The following is a 24,158-nucleotide window of genomic DNA, read 5'->3' as shown; positions in this document are numbered from 1 at the left end:
AGACTATTGAGATTGAAATGATTTTTTTGAATCTGATGATGGTGATTTGTAACTTTAAAAAAAAGGATGAAATTCATAAAATTTTATCCTTTTTAATTTTAAAATAAATTATGACTTTTAAGCCATTCTTTGCAATCTGTTGTCCAAAACTGGCTTGTGCTTTTTACTCCCAAACCAAAACCATGACCACCTTTTTCATACATATGTAATTCAGCAGAAACATTATTTTTCTTTAAAGCCAAATAATAATTAACGCTATTTTCAGGTAACACAGCACCATCATCTGAAGCATGTGCTAAAAAGGCAGGAGGAGTTTCTGGTGTAATCCTTTTTTCACTAGAAAAATTATCAATAAGAGTTTGTGACGGATCTTTTCCCAATAAACTAGTTTGCGATCCTTTGTGTGTTGTTGTACTTTCCATTGATATGACCGGATAAATCAAAATTGAAAAATCGGGGCGGGCACTTGCCTTGATTGTTGATTCGTATGTCTTGTCGTCATAATGTGTTGCCAATGTTGAGGCTAAATGACCGCCTGCGGAGAACCCCATGATTCCAATTTTATTTACATCGATATTCCATTTTACAGCATTAGACCTGACATAACGAATCGCTTCCTGAGCATCCTGCAAAGGCCCTATAGTTTTGTCCTTCATAATTAAATCACTTGGCAGTCTGTATTTTAAAACAAATGCTGTAATTCCTAAACTATTGAGCCACTGGGCAACTTTGGTACCTTCTTTATCAATTGACAGATGCGAATATCCACCGCCCGGTAAAATGATTACGGCAGTTTGATTGGGTTTTATTTCTTTGGGAAGAAAAACACTTAACGTCGGAATTGTTACCAAACTTGTGCTTTGTACTTTACCATCCTTTATAATTTCTTTCTCTTTGTAATCCGGAGCACTTATTTCACCTGGGATTTTATTCCAAAGAGGTAAAATTTCATTCTGTGAATGTGAATTATTAATTATTCCAAAACAAAACGATACCATATAGATGCTTTTCTTTAAATTAAATGTTTTCAATTTTAAAAATGTTTAGGTTTTTAGCTTAATTTATGGTTATTTGTAGAACGAAACTGTTTTTTTATTCGAAATAAATTCCAAGGATAGAGTCATTAATGAGAAATATATAAAAAAACATTGAAATTTAAGCTTTTATTTGATTTTATATCAATGACTTAAGATGATTTGTTGATTATGTTCAATTAACAAATATATTGTTTATTATGTAATAATATATTAGTTTTTTTACAATATATGTTTAATATGTCACACGAAATAATTTTTTAAATAATAATTTGGAATATAAGGATTTAAAACTATATTTGTGCAATCGATTACATTTTAAATTTTAATTGAAATTATTTTATAATTTCACATTTATATAAAAAATGTAATTTTCGTTTTTGAAAGCATTAATACTGCTGCTATTTTGAATTAATTTAAAGGCTTTTATAAGCCAGATAAAACATAGTTACTATGAGTCAAACCAACAAATCTATTGGGAATTATCGCTGGAGTATTTGTGCATTATTGTTTTTTGCAACAACTATTAATTATTTAGACAGACAAGTTCTTTCCCTGACATGGAGTGATTTTATTGCACCTGAATTTCATTGGACCAACAATGATTATGGGAATATTACTGCACTGTTCTCTATATTTTATGCAATATCCTTATTGTTTGCCGGACGGTTTGTGGATTGGCTGGATACTAAAAAAGGTTTTCTTTGGGCAATTGGAATATGGTCAATTGGTGCCTGTCTGCACGCGTTTTGCGGTATTGCAACTTCAGGAATTATAACAGGAAATTGGTTTGTTGGTTTTGAAGGTGCAAAAGATGTAATTCATACAGTCAATGACACAGGCATGGTGATTAACGTGAGTGTTACCCTGTTTATTTTTGCCCGTTTTGTTCTGGCAGTTGGAGAAGCCGGAAATTTTCCTGCTGCTATTAAAACAACAGCAGAGTATTTTCCTAAAAAAGACAGAGCGTTTTCTACAAGTATATTTAATGCAGGAGCAACTGTTGGGGCCTTAGCTGCGCCAATAACTATTCCTTTTATAGCTAAAGCTTTTGGATGGGAAATGGCTTTTATTATTATTGGAGCTTTAGGTTTTGTATGGATGGGATTTTGGGTTTTTATGTATGATAAACCTGAGAAACATCCAAGAGTTAATGCTGCCGAATTAGAATATATTCAACAGGATGATATAGCAGACAGTAAATTAGTAGGTTATGTGCCTGAAACTAAAACAAAAGTATCCCTTTCAGATTGTTTCAAGTACAAACAAACCTGGGCTTTTGCTTTTGGAAAATTTATGACAGATGGTGTTTGGTGGTTCTTTTTATTCTGGACTCCTGCCTATTTAAGTTCGGTTTACGGAATGGATTCAACTCAGGCTGCTCTTCCATTATTTGTTTTGTATATGATTACGCTGCTGTCAATTGTTGGAGGATGGTTACCGACCTATTTTGTTGAAAAGAAAGGAATGAATCCTTATGAGGGAAGAATGAGAGCAATGTTAATTTTTGCATTCTTTCCATTATTGGCTTTAGTGGCCCAGCCTTTGGGATACATTAGTTACTGGGTACCGGTAATTATCATTGGTATTGCAGGAGCAGCACACCAATCATGGTCAGCTAATATTTTTACAACCGTTGGGGATATGTTTCCTAAAAAAGCAATTGCAACCATTACAGGTATCGGAGGTTTAGCAGGAGGTTTAGGATCAACTCTGATTAATAAAGGATCAGGAGTTTTATTTGATTTTACTCAACGAAACTGGAGTTTGATAAACGGACAGTCTTTATTAGAAAAATACCCTCAATTTTTAAATCCTGAAACTGAAAAGGTGTTTTTAAAAGAAAGAGGTGTTGCTAATTTAGGAGATTTTTTAAAATCATTATCCGTATCAGGAGATACTGTTGTTAATGGTATCAATTCAGGATATATGATTATTTTCTCTATTTGTGCAGTTTGCTACTTAATTGGCTGGTTTGTAATGAAAACTTTAGTCCCAAAGTATAGGCCAATTACTGATCTTTAAAATAAAATTTAACTAACTAAATAGTATCACTAACCAAAACCAAAACGTAATTATGAATGAAGCTAATGCAGCGATAGGAAAATATCGTTGGACAATATGTAGTTTAGTCTTTTTTGCTACTACAGTAAATTATTTAGATCGAAATGTAATAAGTTACCTAAGACCTTTTTTGGCGGAAGCTTTTCATTGGACACCTGAACAAGAAGTAATAGATTATTCTAATATTGAATTAGCTTTTAAAATTGCTTATGCATTAGGAATGCTTATAGCTGGTGGAGTTATTGATAAATTAGGAACGAAATTAGGATATGCAATAGCAACCGGTTTGTGGAGTTTGGCAGCAGTTGGACATGCTTTCGCAACAGGTACAGGTGGATTTTTAATCGCCCGCGTATTTTTAGGAATTACAGAAGCAGGGAATTTTCCGGCAGCAATAAAAGCAACAGCTGAATGGTTTCCTCAGAAAGAACGCGCTCTGGCAACTGGTATTTTTAATTCAGGAAGTAATATTGGAGCGATAATTGTTCCTTTGTCAGTGCCGTTTATTGCTGAAAATTATGGTTGGCAATGGGCATTCATCGCAACTGGAGTTATCGGATTTATATGGTTGTTTTTATGGTTTATTTTTTATGAAGTACCTCAAAAACAAAAACGTTTATCACAAGGAGAACTTGATTACATTAATTCAGATAAAATAGATGTAACAGAAGTTGAAGATACGGAAAAAGTATCCTGGTTAAAATTGCTTACTTTCCGTCAAACCTGGGCTTTTGCAATTGGAAAATTATTGACAGATCCTGTTTGGTGGTTCTATTTATTTTGGTTGCCTGATTTCCTAATGAAACAATACAAGCTTTCTGCAACTGAAATTATTTGGCCTTGTGCTTTGGTTTATGTTATTGGAAGTATTGGAAGTATTGGCGGAGGATGGCTGCCATTAAAGTTGATCAATAAAAACTGGCCGGCTTATAAAGCCCGTAAAACAAGTATGCTGATTTATGCATTTGCTGTTTTACCGGTATTATTTTCTCAGTATTTAGGGGCTATAAACATATGGTGGGCAATTTTGGTTATTGGCTTTGCAGTTTCTGCACACCAAGCCTGGAGCGCTAACATATTTACAACTGTATCTGACATGTTTCCTAAAAAGGCAACCGCTTCTGTGACAGGTATAGGAGGGATGTTCGGAGCATTTGGCGGAATTTTGTTAACTTTGCTGGTGCAAAAAAATATGTTTGTTTACTATACTAAAATTGGTAAAATAGAAACAGGATATTTTATTATGTTTTGTATCTGTGGTGCCGCTTATTTATTAGCCTGGCTGATTATGCATATTCTTGTTCCGAGAATGAAAAAAGTAGAATTGTAAAAATTACACAAATAAATTTTGATTAGGATTATGGTTTTTAAATATAAAAATCTAATTTTGTGCAATCGATTACATTAAAAATAAAATTATGACAAAATATAGTTCCAGATACGCATCGAGCCCAGAAGCTGTAAAAAAATATGATACTCGCGAGTTGAGAAATGAGTTTCTGATTGATGATTTAATGCAGGAAGATGAAGTAGTACTGGTTTATTCTCATTATGACAGATACATTACCGGTTCTGCAGTTCCTGTAAAAGGTGATTTAATATTGGAAACAATTGATCCTCTTAAAGCACCTTATTTTTTAGAGCGAAGAGAACTAGGAATTATAAATGTTGGAGGAAATGGTTCTGTTGTTGTGGAAGGAACATCATATGCATTAGGATTTAAAGATGCTTTATATATCGGAAGCGGTAATAAAGAAGTTATTTTTAAAAGTGATGATAAAAATAATCCTGCCAAATTTTATTTGAATTCGGCTCCGGCACATACTACTTATCCAACAGTAAAAGTAAGCTTAGCTGAGGCAAATAAATTAGAATTAGGAACTATGGAAACGGCAAACCACCGTACCGTTAATCAAATGATTATCGGAAGTGTGGTAACTACTTGTCAGCTACAAATGGGTATGACAGAGTTAAGATCGGGAAGTGTTTGGAATACAATGCCTGCACACGTTCACGATCGCCGTATGGAAGTTTATTTCTATTTGGATATCCCGGAAAATCAGGCAGTTTGTCACTTTATGGGACAGCCGCAGGAAACAAGACATATCTGGATGAATAACCATCAGGCAGTTATTTCTCCACCATGGTCTATTCACTCTGGTTCAGGAACCAGTAATTATACTTTTATTTGGGGAATGGCTGGTGAGAATTTAGACTACGGAGATATGGATGTTTGTAAAATCACAGATTTAAGATAAGAATATGACAAACTTATTTGATATAAAAGGAAAAATCGCCTTAATCACAGGAAGTACACACGGCTTGGGAATGGCAATGGCAAAAGGATTAGGTCAGGCCGGAGCTACAATTGTAGTAAACGGAAATTCTTCTCAGCAAAAAATTGATGATGCGGTAAAAGAACTTCAAAACGAAGGTATTAATGCTGTTGGTTATAAATTTAATGTAACTGATGAACAGGAAGTTATTGCTGCCGTTAAAAGAATTGAAAGCGAAGTAGGATCAATTGATATTCTGATTAATAACGCCGGGATCATCAAAAGAATTCCATTAATAGAAATGGAAGTTTCAGATTTCAAAGAAGTTATTGATATCGATTTGGTAAGTCCTTTTATTGTTTCCAAACATGTTGCCAAAGGAATGATTGACAGAAGACAAGGAAAAATAATCAATATTTGTTCCATGATGAGCGAATTGGGCCGTAGTACAGTAGGAGCTTATGCTGCTGCAAAAGGAGGTTTGAAAATGCTGACCAAGAACATGGCTACTGAATGGGCAAAATATAATGTTCAGATAAACGGAATTGGCCCGGGCTATTTTGCTACTGAGCAGACAAAACCTATCAGGGTAGACGGTCATCCGTTTAACGATTTTATTATCAGCAGAACTCCTGCTGCAAAATGGGGTGATCCGGGAGATTTAGCGGGAGCAGCAATATTTTTATCTTCCAAAGCAAGTGATTTTGTCAACGGTCATATTTTATATGTTGATGGAGGAATCCTTGCAACAATTGGTAAACCATCAAACGAATAATTTTCTATTATATTTAAATCATGAGCTCGAATAAAACATTCATAAACGATAATTTTTTACTTGAAAACAAATTCGCTGAAGAATTATATCATAATTACTCAAAAAACCAACCTATAATTGATTATCATAATCACTTAAATCCGCAGTTTATTGCCGAAGATAAAATTTTTGACAATATTACAAATGTTTGGATAAACGGTGATCACTACAAATGGCGTGCAATGCGTACATTAGGTGTTAATGAGCAATTTATAACAGGAAACGGTTCAGATAAAGATAAATTCCTTAATTGGGCAAAAACAGTTCCATATACAATGCGTAATCCTTTGTATCATTGGACACATTTAGAATTGGCCCGTTATTTTGATATTACAGAGTTATTAAACGAAAAATCTGCAGAAAGAATTTACGAACAAGCTTCTGCAAAAGTAAATTCAGCAGAATACAGCACACGCAACTTACTTAAAAAAGTAAACGCTGAATTGGTTTGTACTACCGAAGATCCAATTGATACTTTGGAGTTTCATCAAAAATTGAATAAAAATCCTTTTGAAACTAAAATGAGCACGGCTTTCAGACCCGATAAAGCTATTTTGATTTCAAATGACGGATATAACGATTATTTAAATATATTAGGAAATGTTGCAGGAGTAAGTATAAACACTTATTCAGATTTATGTGACGCATTAAAAAAGAGAATTCAATTTTTTAATGAAAACGGATGTAAGCTAAGTGATCACGGATTGGATCAGATTTATTTTGAAAACTTTACTGAATCTGAAGTAAATGCAATTTTCAAAAAGAAAAGAGATAATCAAGCTATAACTTCGGAAGAAGCATTGAAATTCCAAAGCGCAATTTTATTGTTTTTATCTGAAACATACCACGAACTTGGATGGGTTCAGCAATTTCACTTAGGAGCTTTACGCAACAATAACGCTCGTATGCATAGAATTTTAGGACCTGATACAGGTTGGGATTCTATTGGAGATTATCCACAGGCTCAAAAATTATCATCTTTCTTAAATGCATTAGACAGCAAAGATAAATTGACAAAAACAATTATTTATAACTTAAATCCTGCTGATAACGAAGTAATGGCTACCATGATTGGTAACTTTAATGACGGAAGTGTGAGAGGAAAAGTTCAGTTTGGATCAGGATGGTGGTTTTTGGATCAAAAAGACGGAATGACTAAACAATTAAATGCGCTTTCAAACATGGGACTGATTAGTTGTTTTGTTGGAATGCTGACAGATTCAAGAAGCTTTTTATCTTTCCCAAGACATGAATATTTCAGACGTATTCTTTGTAATCTTCTAGGAGATGAAATTCAAAAAGGCGAACTTCCTGCTGATATGGAATGGATTGGAAAAATGGTTTCTGATATTTCGTATAACAATGCAAAAGAATATTTTAAATTTTAATTAAATATTGATAATGAGTAAAGTAGTTGCATTCGGCGAAATAATGTTGCGTTTTTCTACAGAAAGACATTTGCGTTTTTCTCAGGCTAAAGCATTTACAGCATCTTATGGTGGAGGTGAATTTAATGTTTGCGTTTCTTTGGCTAATTACGGTATTAATGCTGAGTTTGTTACCAGATTACCTGAGAACGAAATCGGTTACTGTGCAGTACAAGAGATGCGTAAAATGAATGTTGAGTCTAAAAGTATTGTTTATGGCGGAGAACGCTTAGGAACTTATTATTTAGAAACAGGAGCAGGAACCAGAGGAAGCAATGTTGTGTATGATCGTGCGCATAGCTCGATGGCAACGATTCAAAAAGGAGATATTGACTGGAAGAAAGTACTGGAGGGAGCTACATGGTTTCACTTTAGCGGAATTTCAGCGGCTATTTCACAAAGTGCTGCCGAAGCCTGTCTTGAAGCAGTTCAGATAGCACACGAATTAGGATTAACTATTTCATGTGATTTAAATTATAGATCAAAGTTATGGCAATATGGTAAAACTCCTAGTGAGGTTATGCCGGAATTGTTAAAATATAGTCATGTTATTTTAGGAGATATTGATACAGCATATTTTATGTTAGGAATTCCTAAAGTAAATCCTGATTACCAGGATGAAAAATCATTACCGGCTTTATATTCGAAGTTGTATGAGCTTTGTCCGAATTTAAAAACGGTAGCGACAACATTACGTTATTCAGTTAGTGCTTCACATCAAAGAATCGGTGGTGTTTTATTTGACGGAAAAACGATTTTTAATGCGGCTGTACAAGAAGTAACTCCTGTAATTGACAGAGTGGGTAGCGGAGATGCCTTTATGGGTGGATTAATTTACGGATTAGTTGAATATAAAGAAGACAAACAAAAAGCATTAGATTTTGCAGTAGCTGCTTGTTGCTTAAAACATACTATTGCCGGAGATTATAATTTAGTTACGTTAAAAGAAGTTGAAAGTATGGCTGGAGGAAATTCTGCCGGATTAGTATCAAGATAAATAAAAGTATGGCAAAGTATTCAAGAATTGAAGTAGCTCAGACGATGAAAGATAACGGAATGGTTCCTTTGTTTTTTCATTCAGATATTGAAATCAGTAAAAAAGTATTAAAAGCCTGTTACGATGGTGGATCCAGATTGATGGAGTTTACCAGCAGAGGAGATTTTGCTCATGAAGTTTTTGGTGCGTTAAACAAATATGCTTTGGCAGAATTACCGGGAATGATGTTAGGAGTTGGGTCTATTACCGATGCTGCTGCAGCTTCTGTGTATATGAGTTTAGGAGCCAATTTTATTGTAACACCGGTTTTTAGAGAAGACATTGCAATTGCTTGTAACCGTCGTAAAGTATTATGGTCACCGGGTTGTGGTACGCTTACAGAAATTGCAAGAGCTGAAGAATTAGGTTGCGAAATCGTAAAATTATTTCCAGCTGATATTTACGGACCAGAGTTTATCAAAGCAATAAAAGGGCCTTGTCCGTGGACCAATATTATGCCAACAGGTGGTGTTTATCCAACAGTAGAAAGTTTATCTTCATGGTTAAATGCAGGTGCTACCTGTGTAGGTCTTGGTTCACAGCTAATTTCGAAAGAATTGTTAGAGAAACAAGATTATGAAGGTTTGAAAAATAAAGTAAGTGATGTTTTAAACATCATAAAAGATATAAGAAATAAATAAATAAGGAATAATCAGTTTTAATTCCTTATTACAAAGCAGTTTTTTTTAGAGTTTTAAAGATTGTAATTGAACATTACGCTTGAAAATAAATCTTGTCACTCCTCACAGCAAGCTTTGTTTAATCTTAACAGGTGTAATGTTTCTTTTACAATAATTAAAAAGAGAGTAAGGTAATTAATAGGGTTGTTTATAACACTTTAGAGAAGAATTTAAAATGAAAAAATTAAATAGAGTAAATACAGGATTAGAAAAGAAATTTCCAATAAAAGTAGTACAATTTGGAGAAGGTAATTTTTTGAGAGCTTTCGTTGATTACGCTTTTCATAAACTAAATAAAGAATTAGATTTCAACGCTGGAATTGCGATGGTTCAACCATTGAAAGACGGTATGGTAAACATGATTAACGATCAGGATGGTCTTTATACATTGTTTATGAATGGAATCAAAAAAGGCGAAAAAATACAAGATATTGAGTTAATTACTAATATTGTAAAAGGTATAAATCCATATACTGATTTTGCAGATTATTTAGCGTTAGCAAAAGAAGAAGAACTTCAATTTATTGTTTCAAATACCACTGAGGCTGGAATTGAATTTATTGAAAGTGATACTCCTGATATGCAGCCACCAGTTTCATTTCCTGCAAAGCTGACTATTTTGTTATACGAAAGATTCAAACATTTTAATGGAGATGCTTCTAAAGGGTTAACTGTCATTCCTTGTGAATTGATTGATTATAACTCTGAGACTCTGAAAAAAATTATTTTGCAATATGTTGATTTATGGAAATTAGAAGATGCATTTAAAACTTGGGTTTCAGATGCTTGTTCCTACCACAGTACTTTGGTTGACAGAATTGTTCCCGGATATCCAAGAGCTGAAATTGAAGAATACAATAATAAATTAGACTATCAGGATAATTTAATTGTTGCTGCTGAACCGTTCTTTCTGTGGGCTATTGAAGGTGGTGATGATTTGAAAGAAAAGCTGCCATTCCACAAAACGGATCTGAATGTGAAAATTGTTGACGATATCCGTCCTTTTAAAATGATAAAAGTTCGTATTCTAAACGGTGCACACACAGCAATGGTTCCTTTTTCACTTTTGCACGGTAACAAGTTAGTAATGGAAACAGTTAACGGAGATTTTACTGGAAAATTTGTAAACAATGTTATTGGAGAAATTAGTGAAACTCTTGATATGGACAAAAATGAAATCATTGCCTATTCTGAGGAGGTAATGGATCGATTTAAAAATCCATTTATCAAACACGCACTTGCTGATATTGCTTTAAACTCTATCTCAAAATTCAAAGTAAGAGTTTTGCCAAGTTTATTAGGATATTATAATGCAAACAAAAAATTGCCTGTTAATTTGACTTTTTCATTAGCTTCTTTAATCCAATTTTACAAAGGAACCTGGAATGACGAAATATTACCGGTAAAAGATACTCCGGAATTAGTTGAAGCATTTAAAAATGCCTGGCAATTAGGAGATTTAGATTCGGTTGTTGCTAAAGTTTTAGCTAACATAGAATTTTGGGGAGAAGATTTAACAAAAATTAGCGGTTTATCTGAAGCATTAGTAATAGCTTTAACTGAAATTGAAGCTAATGGAATTGAAAAAGGTTATGCTAATTTCAGTAAACAATATTAATTAGAATACATACTTTCTAAAATTATTATCATGCAAAAAAAATTAATAAAAGTAAACCCTTCGGATAATGTAGCCGTAGCATTAGTTAATCTGGTTGCAGGCGAAGTTATTAACTTTGAAGGAGAGGAAATCACTATCGAGTCTGATGTGAAAATGAAGCATAAAATTGCGATGTACCCTTTTGAAACAGGAGAGCGTATTATTATGTATGGAGTTTTGGTGGGAAAAGCCAGTGCTCCAATTGCAAAGGGAGGATTACTTTCTACTGAAAATGTTAAACACGAAAGTGCAAAGGTAACTGCTAAAACCGAATCTATCGGATGGACAGTTCCTGATGTTGATAAATGGAAAGACAGAACCTTTATGGGTTACCATAGAGAAGACGGACAAGTAGGTACTGAAAATGTTTGGTTATTCTTCCCGTTGGTGTTTTGTGAAAACAGAAATATCGAAATCTTAAAAGGAATTTTTGAGAAGGAATTAATGAAGCCAAAAGAAAATGATTATCAATTGTTGCTTCGTTCTTTGGTAAATTCTGAAAAAGGTGCTGAAGATGCTGTTTCAAAATCTAATGAAGTTGATTTATTCAAAAATATCGAAGTAAAATTCATCCAACATCAAGGTGGTTGTGGCGGTATTCGTCAGGATTCTCATAGTTTGGCTAAATTGTTGGCTGGTTATGTAAATAATCCAAACGTGGCCGGAGCGACTGTTTTGAGTTTAGGTTGTCAAAACCTGCAAATCTCTATTTTTCAGGATGCAATGAAGGCGATTAATCCAGACTACAACAAACCAGTTTTGATTTACGACCAACAGCAAATTGGAACTATCGAAGAGATGTTGAGTACCGTGGTAAAAGATTCTTTTGCTGCTATCAAAGAAGCTAATAAAATTGAAAGAAAACCTGCTCCATTATCAAAGTTAAGAATTGGTTTAGAGTGCGGAGGTTCTGATGGGTTTTCAGGTATTTCCGCTAACCCGACATTAGGTGTATTATCTGATAAGTTAGTTGCTTTAGGAGGGACTACAATTCTTTCTGAATTCCCGGAATTATGTGGTGTAGAACAGGAATTAGTAAATCGTTGTGTAGATGATAAAGACGGAAAACGTTTCTTGGAATTAATGCAATGGTACGAAAAAACCGTTGTCGATGCAGGTTCAGGATTTGATATGAATCCATCTCCGGGAAATATTAAAGACGGTCTGATTACAGATGCCATGAAATCGGCTGGTGCAGCTAAAAAAGGAGGAACTTCACCAATCGTAGGTGTTTACGATTATGGAGAATATATTAATGAACCAGGTTTTACATTGTTGTGTACTCCTGGAAATGACGTTGAATGTACAACTGCAATGGTAGGATCCGGAGCGAATATGGTATTGTTTACAACAGGTTTAGGAACTCCAACAGGAAATCCAATCGCACCGGTTGTAAAAGTATCTTCAAATACTCAATTGGCACAAAAAATGTCTGATATTATCGATATTGACACTGGTGGAATTATCACAGGTGAAAAATCAATTGATGAAATGGCAGACGAAATGCTGGAATTTATTATTGATGTTGCAAGTGGTGATATTAAAACAAAAGCTGCAATTTTAAATCAAAACGATTTTATTCCTTGGAAAAGAGGCGTTTCTTTATAATTTTTCCACCATATAGTTATTAAGTATACTTAGTAAAAAAGGCAGCTCTTAAATGAGCTGCCTTTTAGTTTTTATATAAATTAAATGTGTAATTATGCGCAAAGTAAAATGATGTACTTATATAACTTGTAGGTTAATATATGTTAAAAAGCGGTTCTTGATGAAGACTTACGAATGTGTAATTCCGGAGCAAGTACTACCTTTTTTTCGATTTTAATAGTGTTGGTTTTGTCTGCCTGTTCTAAGAAAACACGAGCTGCCATTCTTCCCATTTCAAGCGGAGATTGGTCAACTGAGGTTATGGAAAGTTCCATAAATTTGGTAAAAGGTTCGTTACTGAATCCTGCTACACAAAATTCATCAGGAATGATTATATTTCTTTCTTTCAACTCCTGAATAGCTCCCAATGCTGCAAAATCACTTGACGAAAATATAGCGTCTGGTGGAGTTTCGAGTTGTAATAGAATCTCTACCGCCTCTTTTCCTGATTCTACGCTACTTTTAACAGGGATAACATATTCCTCTTTAAAAGCCATTCCGCTATCTAGCAAAGCTTGTTTATAACCTAAAAACCTGTTTTTAAAAATGTCAAGAGATTGGTCTCGGGAGAAATGAGCAATATGTTTACAACCTTCGTTAATTAAGTGTTTTGTTGTAAGATATCCGCCCTTGAAGTCATTAATAGTTACGGAACTGACTCCTTCAATATGTCTGCTTCTGTCAAAGAAAATCAAGGGAACATTTTTTTGTAATACGTTTTGAAATGCATCATCATTTTCATCACTAACATCCGTGACAGACATAAGAATGCCATCTACCTGTGCATCTATTAAAGCATAAAGATTTTCATTTTCTCTTTTTGGGTCATCATGGGTTTGAGAAATAATAACATGATAACCGTGAGGATAAAGTTCTTCTTCAATACCTCTAATTACAGAACCAAAAAAATTATTATCAACACGAGGAACTATAATACCTATATTATTACTTCTCCCGCTCTTTAATGCCAAAGCTAATTTGTTCTGTTTATACCCCATCGAATCAGCTGTTTCAAGAACCAATTCCCGAGTGCTTTTTTTTATTTTCGGATTATTATTTAAAGCTCTGGATACCGTAGCAGCAGTGATATTAAGTCTTTTAGCAATATCGTAAATAGTTGTTTTTTCGCTCATTCAAAAAAAATATTTTTGATTATTTTCAGCACAAAAATACCTTTTTTTTGTATAATTCAATATAAATTGTTATCGATTGCCAAAATACTTTTTTAAAGCTCTAAAATCATACAATACACATAAAACGATCAAGTTTTTTTGCGATAAATGTAATTAAATTCTATAAAAGATTAAGCGAAAAACACTGGATTAGAAAAATTGCAAAAAAGTTAAAGCAATTCAATTTTGAAGAAAGATATTTGAACGCTTTTGTAAACATACTTTTTGCAAACTTATGATAAATGTAGATTGTAAAGTTTAAATTTATTACTGGAGCGCAAGTAGTACTATTAAAATCAAAATAGTTTATTAGAAGGTGGAGTTTCTTTATATGATAAAAAAGAGTTTACCATAATAATATAAGTTCATTTTAGGGGTAATTGTATTCATATTTTTAAATACAAATACATTGTTGAAGAAATTAAATGATGGTTCTTGATGATGATTTACGAATGTGTAATTCTGGTGCCAGAACTACCTTTTTTTCAATTTTTATAGTGTCGGTTTTGTCTACTTGTTCTAAGAAAACACGTGCTGACATTTTTCCCATTTCGAGAGGGGATTGGTCAACTGAAGTTATTGACATTTCCATAAACTTGGTAAAAGGTTCATTACTAAAACCTGTTACACAAAAATCATCAGGAATGTTGATATTTCTGGCTTTTAATTCCTGAATAGCACCTAATGCGGCAAAATCACTGGAAGAAAATATCGCATCTGGAGGGGTTTCAAATCCTAATAAAATATCTATAGCTTCTTTTCCGGCTTCTACGCTACTTTTAGACCGAATAACATATTTTTCATTGAATGTAATTCCATTGTCTAATAAAGCTTGTTTGTATCCTAAAAATCTATTTTTAAAAATTTCCAAAGACTGATCCCCCGATAAATGTGCTATGCATTTGCAACCTTGGTTAATTAGTTGTTTTGTAGCTATATAGCCTCCTTTAAAGTCATTTATAGTAACAGAACTTACACCTTCTATATGTTTACTCCTGTCAAAAAATATTAACGGAACATTTTTTTCTAATACATTATGAAAGGCTTTGTCATTTTCGTTGTTCACATCTGTAACAGACATTAAAATACCATCAACCTGAGCGTCAATTAATGTATATAGATTTTCATTTTCTCTCTTTGGATTTTCATGAGTTTGACATATAATAACCTGATATCCATGCGGATATAGTTCTTCCTCAATGCCTCGTATTACTGAGGCAAAAAAATTGCTGTCTATACGCGGAACAATAACACCTATATTATTACTACGGCCACTCTTTAAAGCTAAAGCAAGTTTGTTTTGTTTATAGTTCATTAAAGCAGCTGTTTCAATGACTAATTCCCTTGTGCTTTCTTTTATTTTAGGGTTATTGTTTAACGCCCTGGATACCGTAGCAGCGGTGATATTAAGTTTTTTGGCAATATCATAAATGGTTATTTTGTCGCTCATTCAAAAATATGGATTTTGATTTATTTTAACACAAAAATACATTTTTTTTGGATATTCCAATATAAAATGTTATCGATTACCTAAATTATTTTATTTGCTAAATATAATAATACAATAATAAAAAATTATACATTTTTTTGCAATAAGTGTAAATTAATTTTATAATAAAAATTAAATATATAAATTTTTACTAAATAAATTTGCTCTCTTCAATCTAATTTTCTATTTTCGTGTAATCGATTACATAGTTAATAAAATCCTACATTTATAAATTAAAATGTTTCCAAATGATTATATATAAGACTCTAAAGCATAATTCAGTTTTTTTTATCATGGCTTATGTTTTGTTGTTTTTTTCATGTAGTAGTAAGATTGCAGGTATTTCAGGTGATAATCCATGGAAAAAAATGGATTTGATAGTTGAAAGTATTCCTCAGACTAAATTTTCAGATAAGAGTTATAATATAAAAGATTATGGAGCTGTTGCAGATGGATCAACATTAAATACAGAGGCATTTGAAAAAGCAATAAAAGAATGTGCTAAAAATGGTGGCGGAAAAGTAATTGTTCCTGATGGCAAATATTTGACAGGAGCAATACATTTAGAGAGTAATGTAAATTTACATTTAGATAATAATGCTGAAATTCTTTTCAGCACAAATCCCAAAGATTATCCTATTGTTCATACCTCTTTTGAAGGAACAGAGGTAATGAATTATTCTCCTCTTGTCTATGCGAAAAATAAAACGAATGTGGCTATAACGGGTAAGGGTATTCTCAATGGCCAGGCTAATAGTAGTAACTGGTGGGTTTGGTCTGGCGGTAAAAGTTATGGCTGGCAAAAAGGAGTTCCATCGCAAAATGACCCTGCTAATCGCGAAGTTTTGGTTGATATGGCTGAGAAGGATGTACCGGTTACTGAAAGAGTTTTTGGTGAAGGCCGTTATTTACGTCCAAATTTTATTGAATTTTTCGAATGTAATACAGTTTTAATAAAAGATATTAAGGTGATAAATGCTCCTTTTTGGATTTTACACCCTATGAAATCAAATAATATAATTATTGACGGAGTTACGGTTAATAGCCATGGTCCAAATAATGATGGTTGTGATCCTGAATATTCACAAAACATTATTATAAAGAATTGTGTATTTAATACCGGAGATGATTGTATAGCAATAAAATCAGGAAGAGATGCTGATGGAAGAAGAGTGGCAATACCAAGTAAAAATATTATTGTACAAAATTGTAAAATGATAGATGGTCACGGAGGTGTTGTAATTGGCAGTGAAATATCCGCAGGTGTTAATAATGTTTTTGTTGAGAATTGTATTATGGATAGTCCAAATCTTGACAGGGCAATCCGAATCAAAACGAATTCTAAAAGAGGTGGAGTTATTGAAGATGTTTATGTAAGGAACCTTGAGGTTGGTACTGTTAAAGAGTGTGTTTTAAAATTAAATATGTTTTATAATGTATATGGTTCTCAAACAGGAAATTTTATTCCTGTTATCAGAAATATTAGTCTCGAGAATATTACAGTAAAAAAAGCCGGTAGATATGGAGTTTGGGCTGAGGGGTATAAAGAATCACCTGTAGAAAATGTTACACTTAAGAATGTTGTTATTGAAAAAGCCGACTCGGTTTATCTGCTGAAAAATATCAAGAATTTTAATTTTATAAACACCTATATCAATAAAATAAAAGTAGAATCAATTAAAAACTAAATTAAACTATTCAATTAACCATTAAAACTAAATTATGAAGATTAAACCATTATTAAAAGAAAGGATAAAATGCAGTCTTGTATTTTTATTCTTTTTTAATTTTCTGCTGAGCAATATTATGAGTGCCCAGTCAGGACAATCGAATACAATTGAAGGAAAAATTACAGATGCTGCCGGGCTTTCACTTCCTGGAGTTAACGTAATAGAAAAAGGAACTAAAAACGGTACTTCAACAGATTTTGAAGGTAGTTTTAAAATAAACGTTTCAAATAATAAAGCTGTTTTGGTAATTAGTTATTTGGGATTTAAGACACAAGAAGTTAGTGTTGTAGGAAAATCTAAAGTAAATGTAAGTCTTACAGAAGAATCAAATACACTTACTGAGGTTGTTGTTGTTGGATATGGAACTGCAAAAAAATCTGACATTACTGGAGCGATCAGTACTATTAAGGCAGAAACAATTACAGAGAGAAATGCTATTAATCCTTTAGAAGCGATTCAAGGGAGTACTCCGGGTGTACAGATCACCTCTAGTACTGGTCGTGCCGGTGATGGATACAAGGTTGTTATTAGAGGTAGTAACTCTTTATTGTCAGATGCCACTCCTTTATATGTGGTAGACGGTGTACCTACTGATAATATTGATTTCTTAAATCCACAAGATATTGCCAGAATGGATGTTTTGAAAGATGCTTCTTCTGCTGCAATCTATGGTTCCAGAGGAGCAAGCGGTGTTATCATAGTGACTACTAAAAGTGGTGTATCAGCAAAGAGTGGTGTAAGCGTATCTTTAGAATCATCCTATGGAACTAAAACAGCTGTCCGATTACCTAAAATGATGTCAGGAGCTGAATGGTGGAAATTTCATCAGGTAGCATACATGAGTGCTACACCATCAACTCAAACTCCTGCTCAGCTTGCAGCATTAGCAGGTAATCAAAGCCCTTTATTAGTATCACGTGCTAATAGTGGTTATAATTTCGATTGGTATGATGCAGTATTAAAACCAGGTATGACAGCAAATAATTATATTAATTTATCAGGCAGAGCTGATAATGGATTGAGCTATAACCTGGCTTTTGGCCTTCAAAATGATGAAGGGCTAATCGATAAAGATGCAATGGATAAATACTCTTTTAAATTAGGTGTTAATCATAAAATAAATGAAAAGTTTTCAACAGGGGCGAACCTTACAATGACTAGAGTCGAATCAGAGCTAGGCAGTGATTTGGCAATGCAGGAGGCATTTAGATTAAGTCCGCTTATGTCACCTTATGCGGTTGATGCAAACGGTAATGAAACAGATCAATTGTTTTTTCAACCAGGTAAATTAACATATCCTGACGGATCATGGGCAATAAACAAAACAAGTTCAGTAAATCCTTTAGTTGAAATTAAAAATTCTTCGCAAACTGAAAAAAGCTGGCAAACTATCGGAAATGTATATTTTCAATATCAGGCTTTAAAGTGGTTATCATTCAAAACTACTTTTGCAGCCGGTGTTTTTAATGGCGTAAATAGTACAGCTTATGGAGCTCAATCTAACGCTGGAGTTGCATTAACTAATAAAAATTCAGCCTCTATCAAGAATATTCAAAACTTCAATTATACTTGGGATAATCAAATTGACTTGAAGCATACTTTTAATGAAGTTCATAATTTTAGTGCACTTTTATTGCAAAGTTTTTATTCCAATATAGATGAAAACTCATACATGTACTCTAATAATCAGCCTTTTGATGTAGGTTCAAATAATATGGGATCTGGCGTACAAACAAGTTATCAAATTACATCTTTTTATGCTAAAAACACTCTGAATTCATATGCAGTTCGTTTAAATTATGGATACAAAGATAAATACTTAATTACTGCATCTACTCGTTGGGATGGATCGTCTGTTTTATCAGAAGGGAACAAATGGGAAAGTTTCCCATCAATAGCTTTAGGCTGGAACATTAGCAAAGAATCATTTTTGGCAAACAGTAATATTATTTCTAATTTAAAATTACGTGCCAGTCTTGGTTATACAGGTAATGACAATGTCGCACCATACACTTCACAAGCTTTATTAGATCAGCAAACATTTTACGCTAATGGTGCAAATGCGGTACCTGGATGGCAATCTAAAAACTTAGCAAACACAGATTTAACTTGGGAAAAAACAAGAGAATTGAATTTCGGACTAGATTTTGGTTTTCTATCCAATAGAATTACTGGAAGTATAGATGTTTATGATCGTTTATCTGATAAATTGATTTATCTGCAAAAATTACCTTATGAAACTGGTTGGAATAATACATTTTCTAATGTTGGATCAGTAAGTAATAAAGGTATTGAAGTTGGTCTTACAACTAAAAACGTTAAATCAAAATTAGTGGATTGGGAAACAAGTTTTACTTTCACAAAAAATGAAAATGAGTTAGAATCGATATATAATCAAGATAAAGTAAGTGATATTGGAAATAAACTTATTCTTGGTTCAGAACTAAATCCTAATTATAATTATGTGTATGATGGAGTTTGGCAAGAAAGTCAAGCAGCTGAAGCAGCTACTTTTGGAAATATGAAGCCTGGTATGGCAAAACCAAAAGACATTAACGGAGATGGTAAATTTGATGCAAATGACAGAACTGTAATTGGTAATGCAAACCCTGAATGGCAAGGAAGTATATATTCCAGATTAAAGGTTGGACAATTTGATTTGAATTTTTCTGTACTAGCAAGTCAGGGGCAAACAGTATTAAGTACTTTTCATCAAAACTTTGGAGATACAACTGATAGGGGACGTCAAAAATTAGCCATGGACTATTTTATTCCTACAAATGGAACCGGAATTGAGGCGAACGCTAACAATACTAATCCACGTCCAGGTCCTGCAGCAACTGGTGCAGGTACATTTTGGGCTTCAGGAATGGCTTTTTACAGAGAAGTTAATTATGTAAAAATCAAAAATATCTCTATCGGATACACATTTAATAGTGAATTATTACAAAAATTAAAGTTAAGTAATCTTAGAATCTATGCAAACATTTTAGATCCATTTGTATTTACGGACTTTGATGGATATGATCCAGAATGGGCAGGTGCTGCTTTTGGAGTTAATCGTCCTGCATCAGTTACTACACAATTAGGCTTAAGTGTTAAATTTTAATAAGGTTTAAAATGAAAAAAATAATAATATTATTAGGGTTAATCGTTACTTTATTTAGTTCTTGCAACGATTATATTGAAGAAGAAAGTCTTTCAAATGTTCCAGCAGATCCTACTTATAAAACAGCTTCTGGATTTCAGTTATTAATTAATTCTAATTATGCATCTCTTAAGAATATTTATGGTGGAGCACCATGGTTATTTTGTTCTGGTACAGATATGTATGCTGAAGGTAGAACTCCAGAGCCGGCAGGGCTTGCAGATTATACACTTTTGATACCTTCTTCAGTTGGTGTTGAACAATTGTATCAATCATGTTATCAGGCAATTCAATCGGTAAACAAAACGATTTATTATTCAACAATTACTGAGCAAAATGCAAATGTTCCAACCTTAGTAGGTGAAGCAAAATTTATAAGAGCTAATGCTTATTTCTTACTGGTACAAACTTATGGAGGTGTACCAATTGTTGATGATAATATCACTTCGGCTCAACTAGCTTTTGATAGAAATACTGCGGAAGAAGTTTATACACATATCATCAAAGATCTTGAAGAATCTCTTGCCAGTGTAGGAACTGCTGCTTATGCAAGTGCTGGTAAAGTAAATAAAAGAGCCGTAAATGACTTGTTAGCAAAAGTTTATTTGACAAAAGGATATGAGACATTTGGTACAGCGAGCGATTTTACAAAGGCAGCAGCTTATGCAGATGCAGCTATTGCCGGACAGGCTTTAAATATTCCTTTTGCCGATTTGTTTAAAGTAACAACTACTTCAAATAATGATTTGAATGCTGAAACTATTTTTTCAGTACAATATTCTGTAGCTTCTACAAGTACTGATCCAACCAAACTTGGTAATAACCAATTTTATTATTTCGGACCATACTTAGGAGGATCGGAAACGAATGGTGCTCCTTTGAGAAGCTACAATTTATGCCCAACAGGATATGCTTTAGGTCTTTATGAAAAAGGTGATACCAGATGGAATGCGACTTTTATGACCGAAATTTTTGAGTATAAGAGACCAACAGATGGTAAAACAGTGTTATATACTCCTTATTATGATACATCAATTCCTGTAGCTGATTTAAGAGTTAGACATTTTTATGAACCTAAATGGTTTACCGCTACAGATAAAGCTAATTATATGGCTACATCAAAACGTTCAGCAAATTTTGTTTATCATCCATGGGGTGAATATACTGCCGAACATACTTTAATAGATAACAGAGATTGTTATACAATTCCTGTTAAAAAGTTTGATGATCCTACACCTACAACTCCTAATACTGCAGGAAATGTAAGCACAAGAGACATCATTCTATCACGCTTAAGTGAAACTTATCTGATAGCAGCCGAGGCTTATCTAAAAGCAGGGCAGCCAGAAACAGGGTTAAATCGTCTGAATGAAGTAAGAAGAAGAGCGGGTGTAGCAAATGCAACAGCAGCTGAATTTAATATTGATTACATATTAGATGAAAGAGGAAGAGAACTGTTAGGTGAATATAAAAGATGGTTTGATTTAAAACGTACTGGTACTCTTGTGGCAAGAGCTTCTGCTCATAATTATAAAGTTAAAGCGGCTAATTTTGTTGGAGTAGGTGGTCAACTTAAAATATTAAGACCAATCCCACAATTAGCTTTAGATTTAAATCAGAACAAAGTTTTTCCACAGAATCCTGCATATTAATATGTTTGAGGATTATAAAATAAGTTATTTGTTTTTTTGAATTAGTTAAAAAGGAGTTTGGCAATATGCCGAACTCCTTTCTTAACTAAGCTTAATTTCTATTAGAAATGAAAAATATATTTTTAGTTATATTATTTTTTTTATCAAAGACTATTTCTGCACAAAGCACTTATAGTATTGATAGTTCGTACACGGTAAAAAGTACATACACTAAATTAGTAAAAAAATATCCTTTCATAAAAATAGCTGAAGCTGAAAAAAATATAAAAGTCACTCAAATTAATGATATTGTTTATAATAATGATAAAGGCAGATCATTGCATCTGGATGCTTTTTTTAATAAAGCAAAAAAAAGAAATCCTGCCGTAATCATGATACACGGCGGAGGCTGGAGATCAGGTAATAAAAATCACATGCGGGTTTTAGCACAGGAAATAGCTTCAAAAGGCTATTCGTGTTTTACAATAGAATACAGGTTGTCATTAGAGGCAAAATATCCGGAAGGAATTTATGATGTTAAAAATGCGATTAAGTTTATGAAAGATAACGCAGGAAAATTCAATGTAGATCCAAATAAAATTGCTGTTTTAGGATGCTCTTCAGGAGGTCAAATGGCTGCTTTAATTGGTACAACAAATGAAAATCCAGCTTTTGATGATACTCAGAATAAAAGTAAAGCTTCATCAAAAGTAAACGCAATTATTAATATCGATGGAGTTTTAGCTTTTAAACATCCTGAATCCTCAGAAGGAGATATGGCTGCCTTTTGGCTTAGTGGAACTTCTAAAGAAAATCCGGAAAACTGGAGAAACGCTTCGGCTTTAACACATACAAATAAAAATACACCGCCAACGTTATTTATAAATAGCAGTATTGATAGATTCCATGCAGGAAGAGATGATATGATTGCTATTTTAAATCAAAATAATATTTATAACGAGGTAAGAACAATTAAGGATACACCTCACTCATTTTGGTTTTTTCAACCATGGTTCGATGAAATGGTTCTTTATACGACTCAGTTTTTGGATAAAATTTTTAAGTAAAAAAATCCAAAAAGTAATTGTGACATAAAATAAATTTTAATAAATATGATAATTTCTCAAAAAATTAATTTCTATAAAAAAGTAATTGTTTTATTGCTTCTTTTTTGTGGTAAAATAATTGCTCAGGATAATGCTCAGAGTCAGACAAATATCTCTAATAATTTAAAATGGTCAGAAAGAATGGCATTGTCTATAATTAAAAGACATCCTGAAGCCTGGAAAATTGATGATCATGAAGCACCAAAATGGGATTATAAAATTGGTATGATTTTGACTGCTTACCAGAAATTGTATAATAAAACCAATGATCCAAAATATTATGATTACATAAAAGGATATGCAGATACGTTCATTGATGAAACCGGTGCAATCAAAAAGTTTGACCCTAGAAATCATAGTCTTGATAATATAAATGCAGGAAAAATACTTTTTGATCTCTATGATAAAACAAAAGAAGAAAAATATGTGACAGCATTAAAAACATTAAGAAATAATTTTGAGGACTATCCAAGAACACAATCGGGAGGGTTCTGGCACAAAAAAATCTATCCAAATCAAATGTGGTTAGATGGTTTGTATATGGGGGCACCTTTTTATGCCAGATATACGGCACAATTTGAGGAAGGAAAGAAATTAAATGATGTTGCTCATCAATTTGAGCTTCTTCATGAACACACATTTGATAAAAAGACAGACTTGTATTTCCATGCCTGGGATGAAAGTAAAGAAATGCCATGGGCAAATAAAGAAACAGGTACGGCCCCTCATATTTGGTTAAGAGCACTTGGCTGGTACGGCATGGCATTAGTTGATGCATTGGATTATTTTCCAAAGGATCATCCAAAAAGAAATGAATTGATTGGATATTTAAATGAATTAGCAATTGCAGTAAGCAAATATCAGGACAAATCAGGTTTATGGTATCAAATTCCGAATTTACAAAAGCAAAAAGGAAACTATTTGGAATCTTCCGGTTCTTCAATGTTGGTATATTTTCTTGCTAAAGGTGTTCATAAAGGTTATTTGCCGGCTAAATTTGAAAAAGTAGCCAATAAAGGCTTTAATGGATTAATTTTGAATCTTATTAAGGTAGATAAAGATGGTGAAATTCATATTGCACAGGTATGTGGCAGTGCAGGATTAGGCGGAAACCCTTATAGAGACGGTTCTTTTGAATATTACATCAACGAAAAAATTGTAACCGATAATTCGCATGGATTGGGTGCTTTCCTGCTGGCAGCAATAGAATTAGATAAATAGAATTTCGATAAATAAAGACAAAAATA

Annotated in this window: 17 protein-coding genes; 14 read left to right on the top strand and 3 right to left on the bottom strand. The window is 33.1% G+C overall.

The genetic code is table 11. From position 1 onward, the window contains the following. Window positions 1-98 precede the first annotated feature (98 nt). Window positions 99-998: an alpha/beta hydrolase gene (locus tag ACEN92_RS08705; RefSeq protein WP_495642333.1), complete on the bottom strand. Its 900-nt coding sequence runs from the start codon at window positions 996-998 to the stop codon at window positions 99-101. A 489-nt stretch (window positions 999-1,487) separates the two neighbouring features. Here ACEN92_RS08705 and ACEN92_RS08700 point away from each other — a divergent pair, with 489 nt between their 5' ends. From ACEN92_RS08700 to ACEN92_RS08660, 9 genes are all read left to right on the top strand, one after another. Then, a complete protein-coding gene (locus tag ACEN92_RS08700; RefSeq protein WP_495641978.1) occupies window positions 1,488-3,059 on the top strand; it encodes an MFS transporter in 1,572 nt (523 codons plus the stop codon). 52 nt (window positions 3,060-3,111) lie between these two features. Further along, complete coding sequence (locus ACEN92_RS08695; RefSeq protein ID WP_495641977.1) at window positions 3,112-4,428, top strand: MFS transporter; 1,317 nt, start codon at window positions 3,112-3,114, stop codon at window positions 4,426-4,428. 88 nt (window positions 4,429-4,516) lie between these two features. Continuing rightward, window positions 4,517-5,356, top strand: a complete 840-nt coding sequence (kduI, locus tag ACEN92_RS08690; RefSeq protein ID WP_495641976.1) for a 5-dehydro-4-deoxy-D-glucuronate isomerase — start codon at window positions 4,517-4,519, stop codon at window positions 5,354-5,356. A 4-nt stretch (window positions 5,357-5,360) separates the two neighbouring features. Then, window positions 5,361-6,149: a gluconate 5-dehydrogenase gene (locus ACEN92_RS08685; RefSeq protein ID WP_495641975.1), complete on the top strand. Its 789-nt coding sequence runs from the start codon at window positions 5,361-5,363 to the stop codon at window positions 6,147-6,149. A gap of 20 nt (window positions 6,150-6,169) precedes the next feature. Further along, window positions 6,170-7,576: a glucuronate isomerase gene (gene uxaC, locus ACEN92_RS08680; protein ID WP_495641974.1), complete on the top strand. Its 1,407-nt coding sequence runs from the start codon at window positions 6,170-6,172 to the stop codon at window positions 7,574-7,576. Window positions 7,577-7,589: 13 nt separating this feature from the next. After that, window positions 7,590-8,612, top strand: coding sequence for a PfkB family carbohydrate kinase (locus tag ACEN92_RS08675; RefSeq protein WP_495641973.1), 1,023 nt, complete (start codon window positions 7,590-7,592; stop codon window positions 8,610-8,612). Between the two features lie 8 nt (window positions 8,613-8,620). After that, window positions 8,621-9,292, top strand: coding sequence for a bifunctional 4-hydroxy-2-oxoglutarate aldolase/2-dehydro-3-deoxy-phosphogluconate aldolase (locus tag ACEN92_RS08670; RefSeq protein WP_495641972.1), 672 nt, complete (start codon window positions 8,621-8,623; stop codon window positions 9,290-9,292). A gap of 214 nt (window positions 9,293-9,506) precedes the next feature. Then, entirely contained in the window at window positions 9,507-10,949 is a 1,443-nt protein-coding gene (locus ACEN92_RS08665; RefSeq protein ID WP_495641971.1) for a tagaturonate reductase, read from the top strand. A 30-nt stretch (window positions 10,950-10,979) separates the two neighbouring features. Beyond that, a complete protein-coding gene (locus ACEN92_RS08660; protein WP_495641970.1) occupies window positions 10,980-12,596 on the top strand; it encodes a UxaA family hydrolase in 1,617 nt (538 codons plus the stop codon). A gap of 143 nt (window positions 12,597-12,739) precedes the next feature. On the opposite strand, the gene ACEN92_RS08655 is transcribed toward ACEN92_RS08660, so the two are convergent. Together ACEN92_RS08655 and ACEN92_RS08650 are read right to left on the bottom strand one after the other, a co-directional pair. Then, entirely contained in the window at window positions 12,740-13,768 is a 1,029-nt protein-coding gene (locus ACEN92_RS08655) for a LacI family DNA-binding transcriptional regulator (RefSeq protein WP_495641969.1), read from the bottom strand. A 460-nt stretch (window positions 13,769-14,228) separates the two neighbouring features. Further along, window positions 14,229-15,257 carry a LacI family DNA-binding transcriptional regulator gene (locus tag ACEN92_RS08650; RefSeq protein WP_495641968.1) on the bottom strand — a complete coding sequence of 343 codons (1,029 nt, stop codon included), beginning with the start codon at window positions 15,255-15,257 and terminating at the stop codon, window positions 14,229-14,231. 287 nt (window positions 15,258-15,544) lie between these two features. On the opposite strand from ACEN92_RS08650, the gene ACEN92_RS08645 reads away from it, so the two are divergent. The 5 genes from ACEN92_RS08645 to ACEN92_RS08625 all read left to right on the top strand — a co-directional run bounded on the left by ACEN92_RS08645 (window position 15,545) and on the right by ACEN92_RS08625 (window position 24,132). After that, window positions 15,545-16,984 carry a glycoside hydrolase family 28 protein gene (locus ACEN92_RS08645; RefSeq protein ID WP_495641967.1) on the top strand — a complete coding sequence of 480 codons (1,440 nt, stop codon included), beginning with the start codon at window positions 15,545-15,547 and terminating at the stop codon, window positions 16,982-16,984. Between the two features lie 34 nt (window positions 16,985-17,018). Then, the gene (locus ACEN92_RS08640) at window positions 17,019-20,135 is read left to right on the top strand and encodes a SusC/RagA family TonB-linked outer membrane protein (protein WP_495641966.1); all 3,117 of its coding nucleotides are present in this window, start codon (window positions 17,019-17,021) and stop codon (window positions 20,133-20,135) included. A gap of 11 nt (window positions 20,136-20,146) precedes the next feature. Continuing rightward, window positions 20,147-21,826, top strand: coding sequence for a RagB/SusD family nutrient uptake outer membrane protein (locus tag ACEN92_RS08635; protein WP_495641965.1), 1,680 nt, complete (start codon window positions 20,147-20,149; stop codon window positions 21,824-21,826). A 107-nt stretch (window positions 21,827-21,933) separates the two neighbouring features. Next, window positions 21,934-22,872, top strand: a complete 939-nt coding sequence (locus tag ACEN92_RS08630; protein ID WP_495641964.1) for an alpha/beta hydrolase fold domain-containing protein — start codon at window positions 21,934-21,936, stop codon at window positions 22,870-22,872. 45 nt (window positions 22,873-22,917) lie between these two features. Beyond that, window positions 22,918-24,132, top strand: coding sequence for a glycoside hydrolase family 88/105 protein (locus ACEN92_RS08625; protein ID WP_495641963.1), 1,215 nt, complete (start codon window positions 22,918-22,920; stop codon window positions 24,130-24,132). Window positions 24,133-24,158: the final 26 nt, after the last annotated feature.

The sequence above is a fragment of the Flavobacterium sp. Flavsp81 genome, assembly GCF_059491325.1.
The sequence above is the reverse complement of the archived record's forward strand: the minus strand, read 5'-3'. Positions and strand labels throughout refer to the sequence as shown.

Bases quoted from the DNA above. Each gene is read 5' to 3' on its own strand.
- ACEN92_RS08625 (WP_495641963.1), top strand. From the start codon at position 22,918: ATGATAATTTCTCAAAAAATTAATTTCTATAAAAAAGTAATTGTTTTA.
- ACEN92_RS08665 (WP_495641971.1), top strand. From the start codon at position 9,507: ATGAAAAAATTAAATAGAGTAAATACAGGATTAGAAAAGAAATTTCCA.
- ACEN92_RS08645 (WP_495641967.1), top strand. From the start codon at position 15,545: ATGATTATATATAAGACTCTAAAGCATAATTCAGTTTTTTTTATCATG.
- ACEN92_RS08655 (WP_495641969.1), bottom strand. From the start codon at position 13,768: ATGAGCGAAAAAACAACTATTTACGATATTGCTAAAAGACTTAATATC.
- ACEN92_RS08705 (WP_495642333.1), bottom strand. From the start codon at position 998: ATGGTATCGTTTTGTTTTGGAATAATTAATAATTCACATTCACAGAAT.
- ACEN92_RS08630 (WP_495641964.1), top strand. From the start codon at position 21,934: ATGAAAAATATATTTTTAGTTATATTATTTTTTTTATCAAAGACTATT.
- ACEN92_RS08650 (WP_495641968.1), bottom strand. From the start codon at position 15,257: ATGAGCGACAAAATAACCATTTATGATATTGCCAAAAAACTTAATATC.
- ACEN92_RS08675 (WP_495641973.1), top strand. From the start codon at position 7,590: ATGAGTAAAGTAGTTGCATTCGGCGAAATAATGTTGCGTTTTTCTACA.
- ACEN92_RS08640 (WP_495641966.1), top strand. From the start codon at position 17,019: ATGAAGATTAAACCATTATTAAAAGAAAGGATAAAATGCAGTCTTGTA.
- ACEN92_RS08635 (WP_495641965.1), top strand. From the start codon at position 20,147: ATGAAAAAAATAATAATATTATTAGGGTTAATCGTTACTTTATTTAGT.
- ACEN92_RS08700 (WP_495641978.1), top strand. From the start codon at position 1,488: ATGAGTCAAACCAACAAATCTATTGGGAATTATCGCTGGAGTATTTGT.
- ACEN92_RS08695 (WP_495641977.1), top strand. From the start codon at position 3,112: ATGAATGAAGCTAATGCAGCGATAGGAAAATATCGTTGGACAATATGT.
- uxaC (WP_495641974.1), top strand. From the start codon at position 6,170: ATGAGCTCGAATAAAACATTCATAAACGATAATTTTTTACTTGAAAAC.
- kduI (WP_495641976.1), top strand. From the start codon at position 4,517: ATGACAAAATATAGTTCCAGATACGCATCGAGCCCAGAAGCTGTAAAA.
- ACEN92_RS08670 (WP_495641972.1), top strand. From the start codon at position 8,621: ATGGCAAAGTATTCAAGAATTGAAGTAGCTCAGACGATGAAAGATAAC.
- ACEN92_RS08685 (WP_495641975.1), top strand. From the start codon at position 5,361: ATGACAAACTTATTTGATATAAAAGGAAAAATCGCCTTAATCACAGGA.
- ACEN92_RS08660 (WP_495641970.1), top strand. From the start codon at position 10,980: ATGCAAAAAAAATTAATAAAAGTAAACCCTTCGGATAATGTAGCCGTA.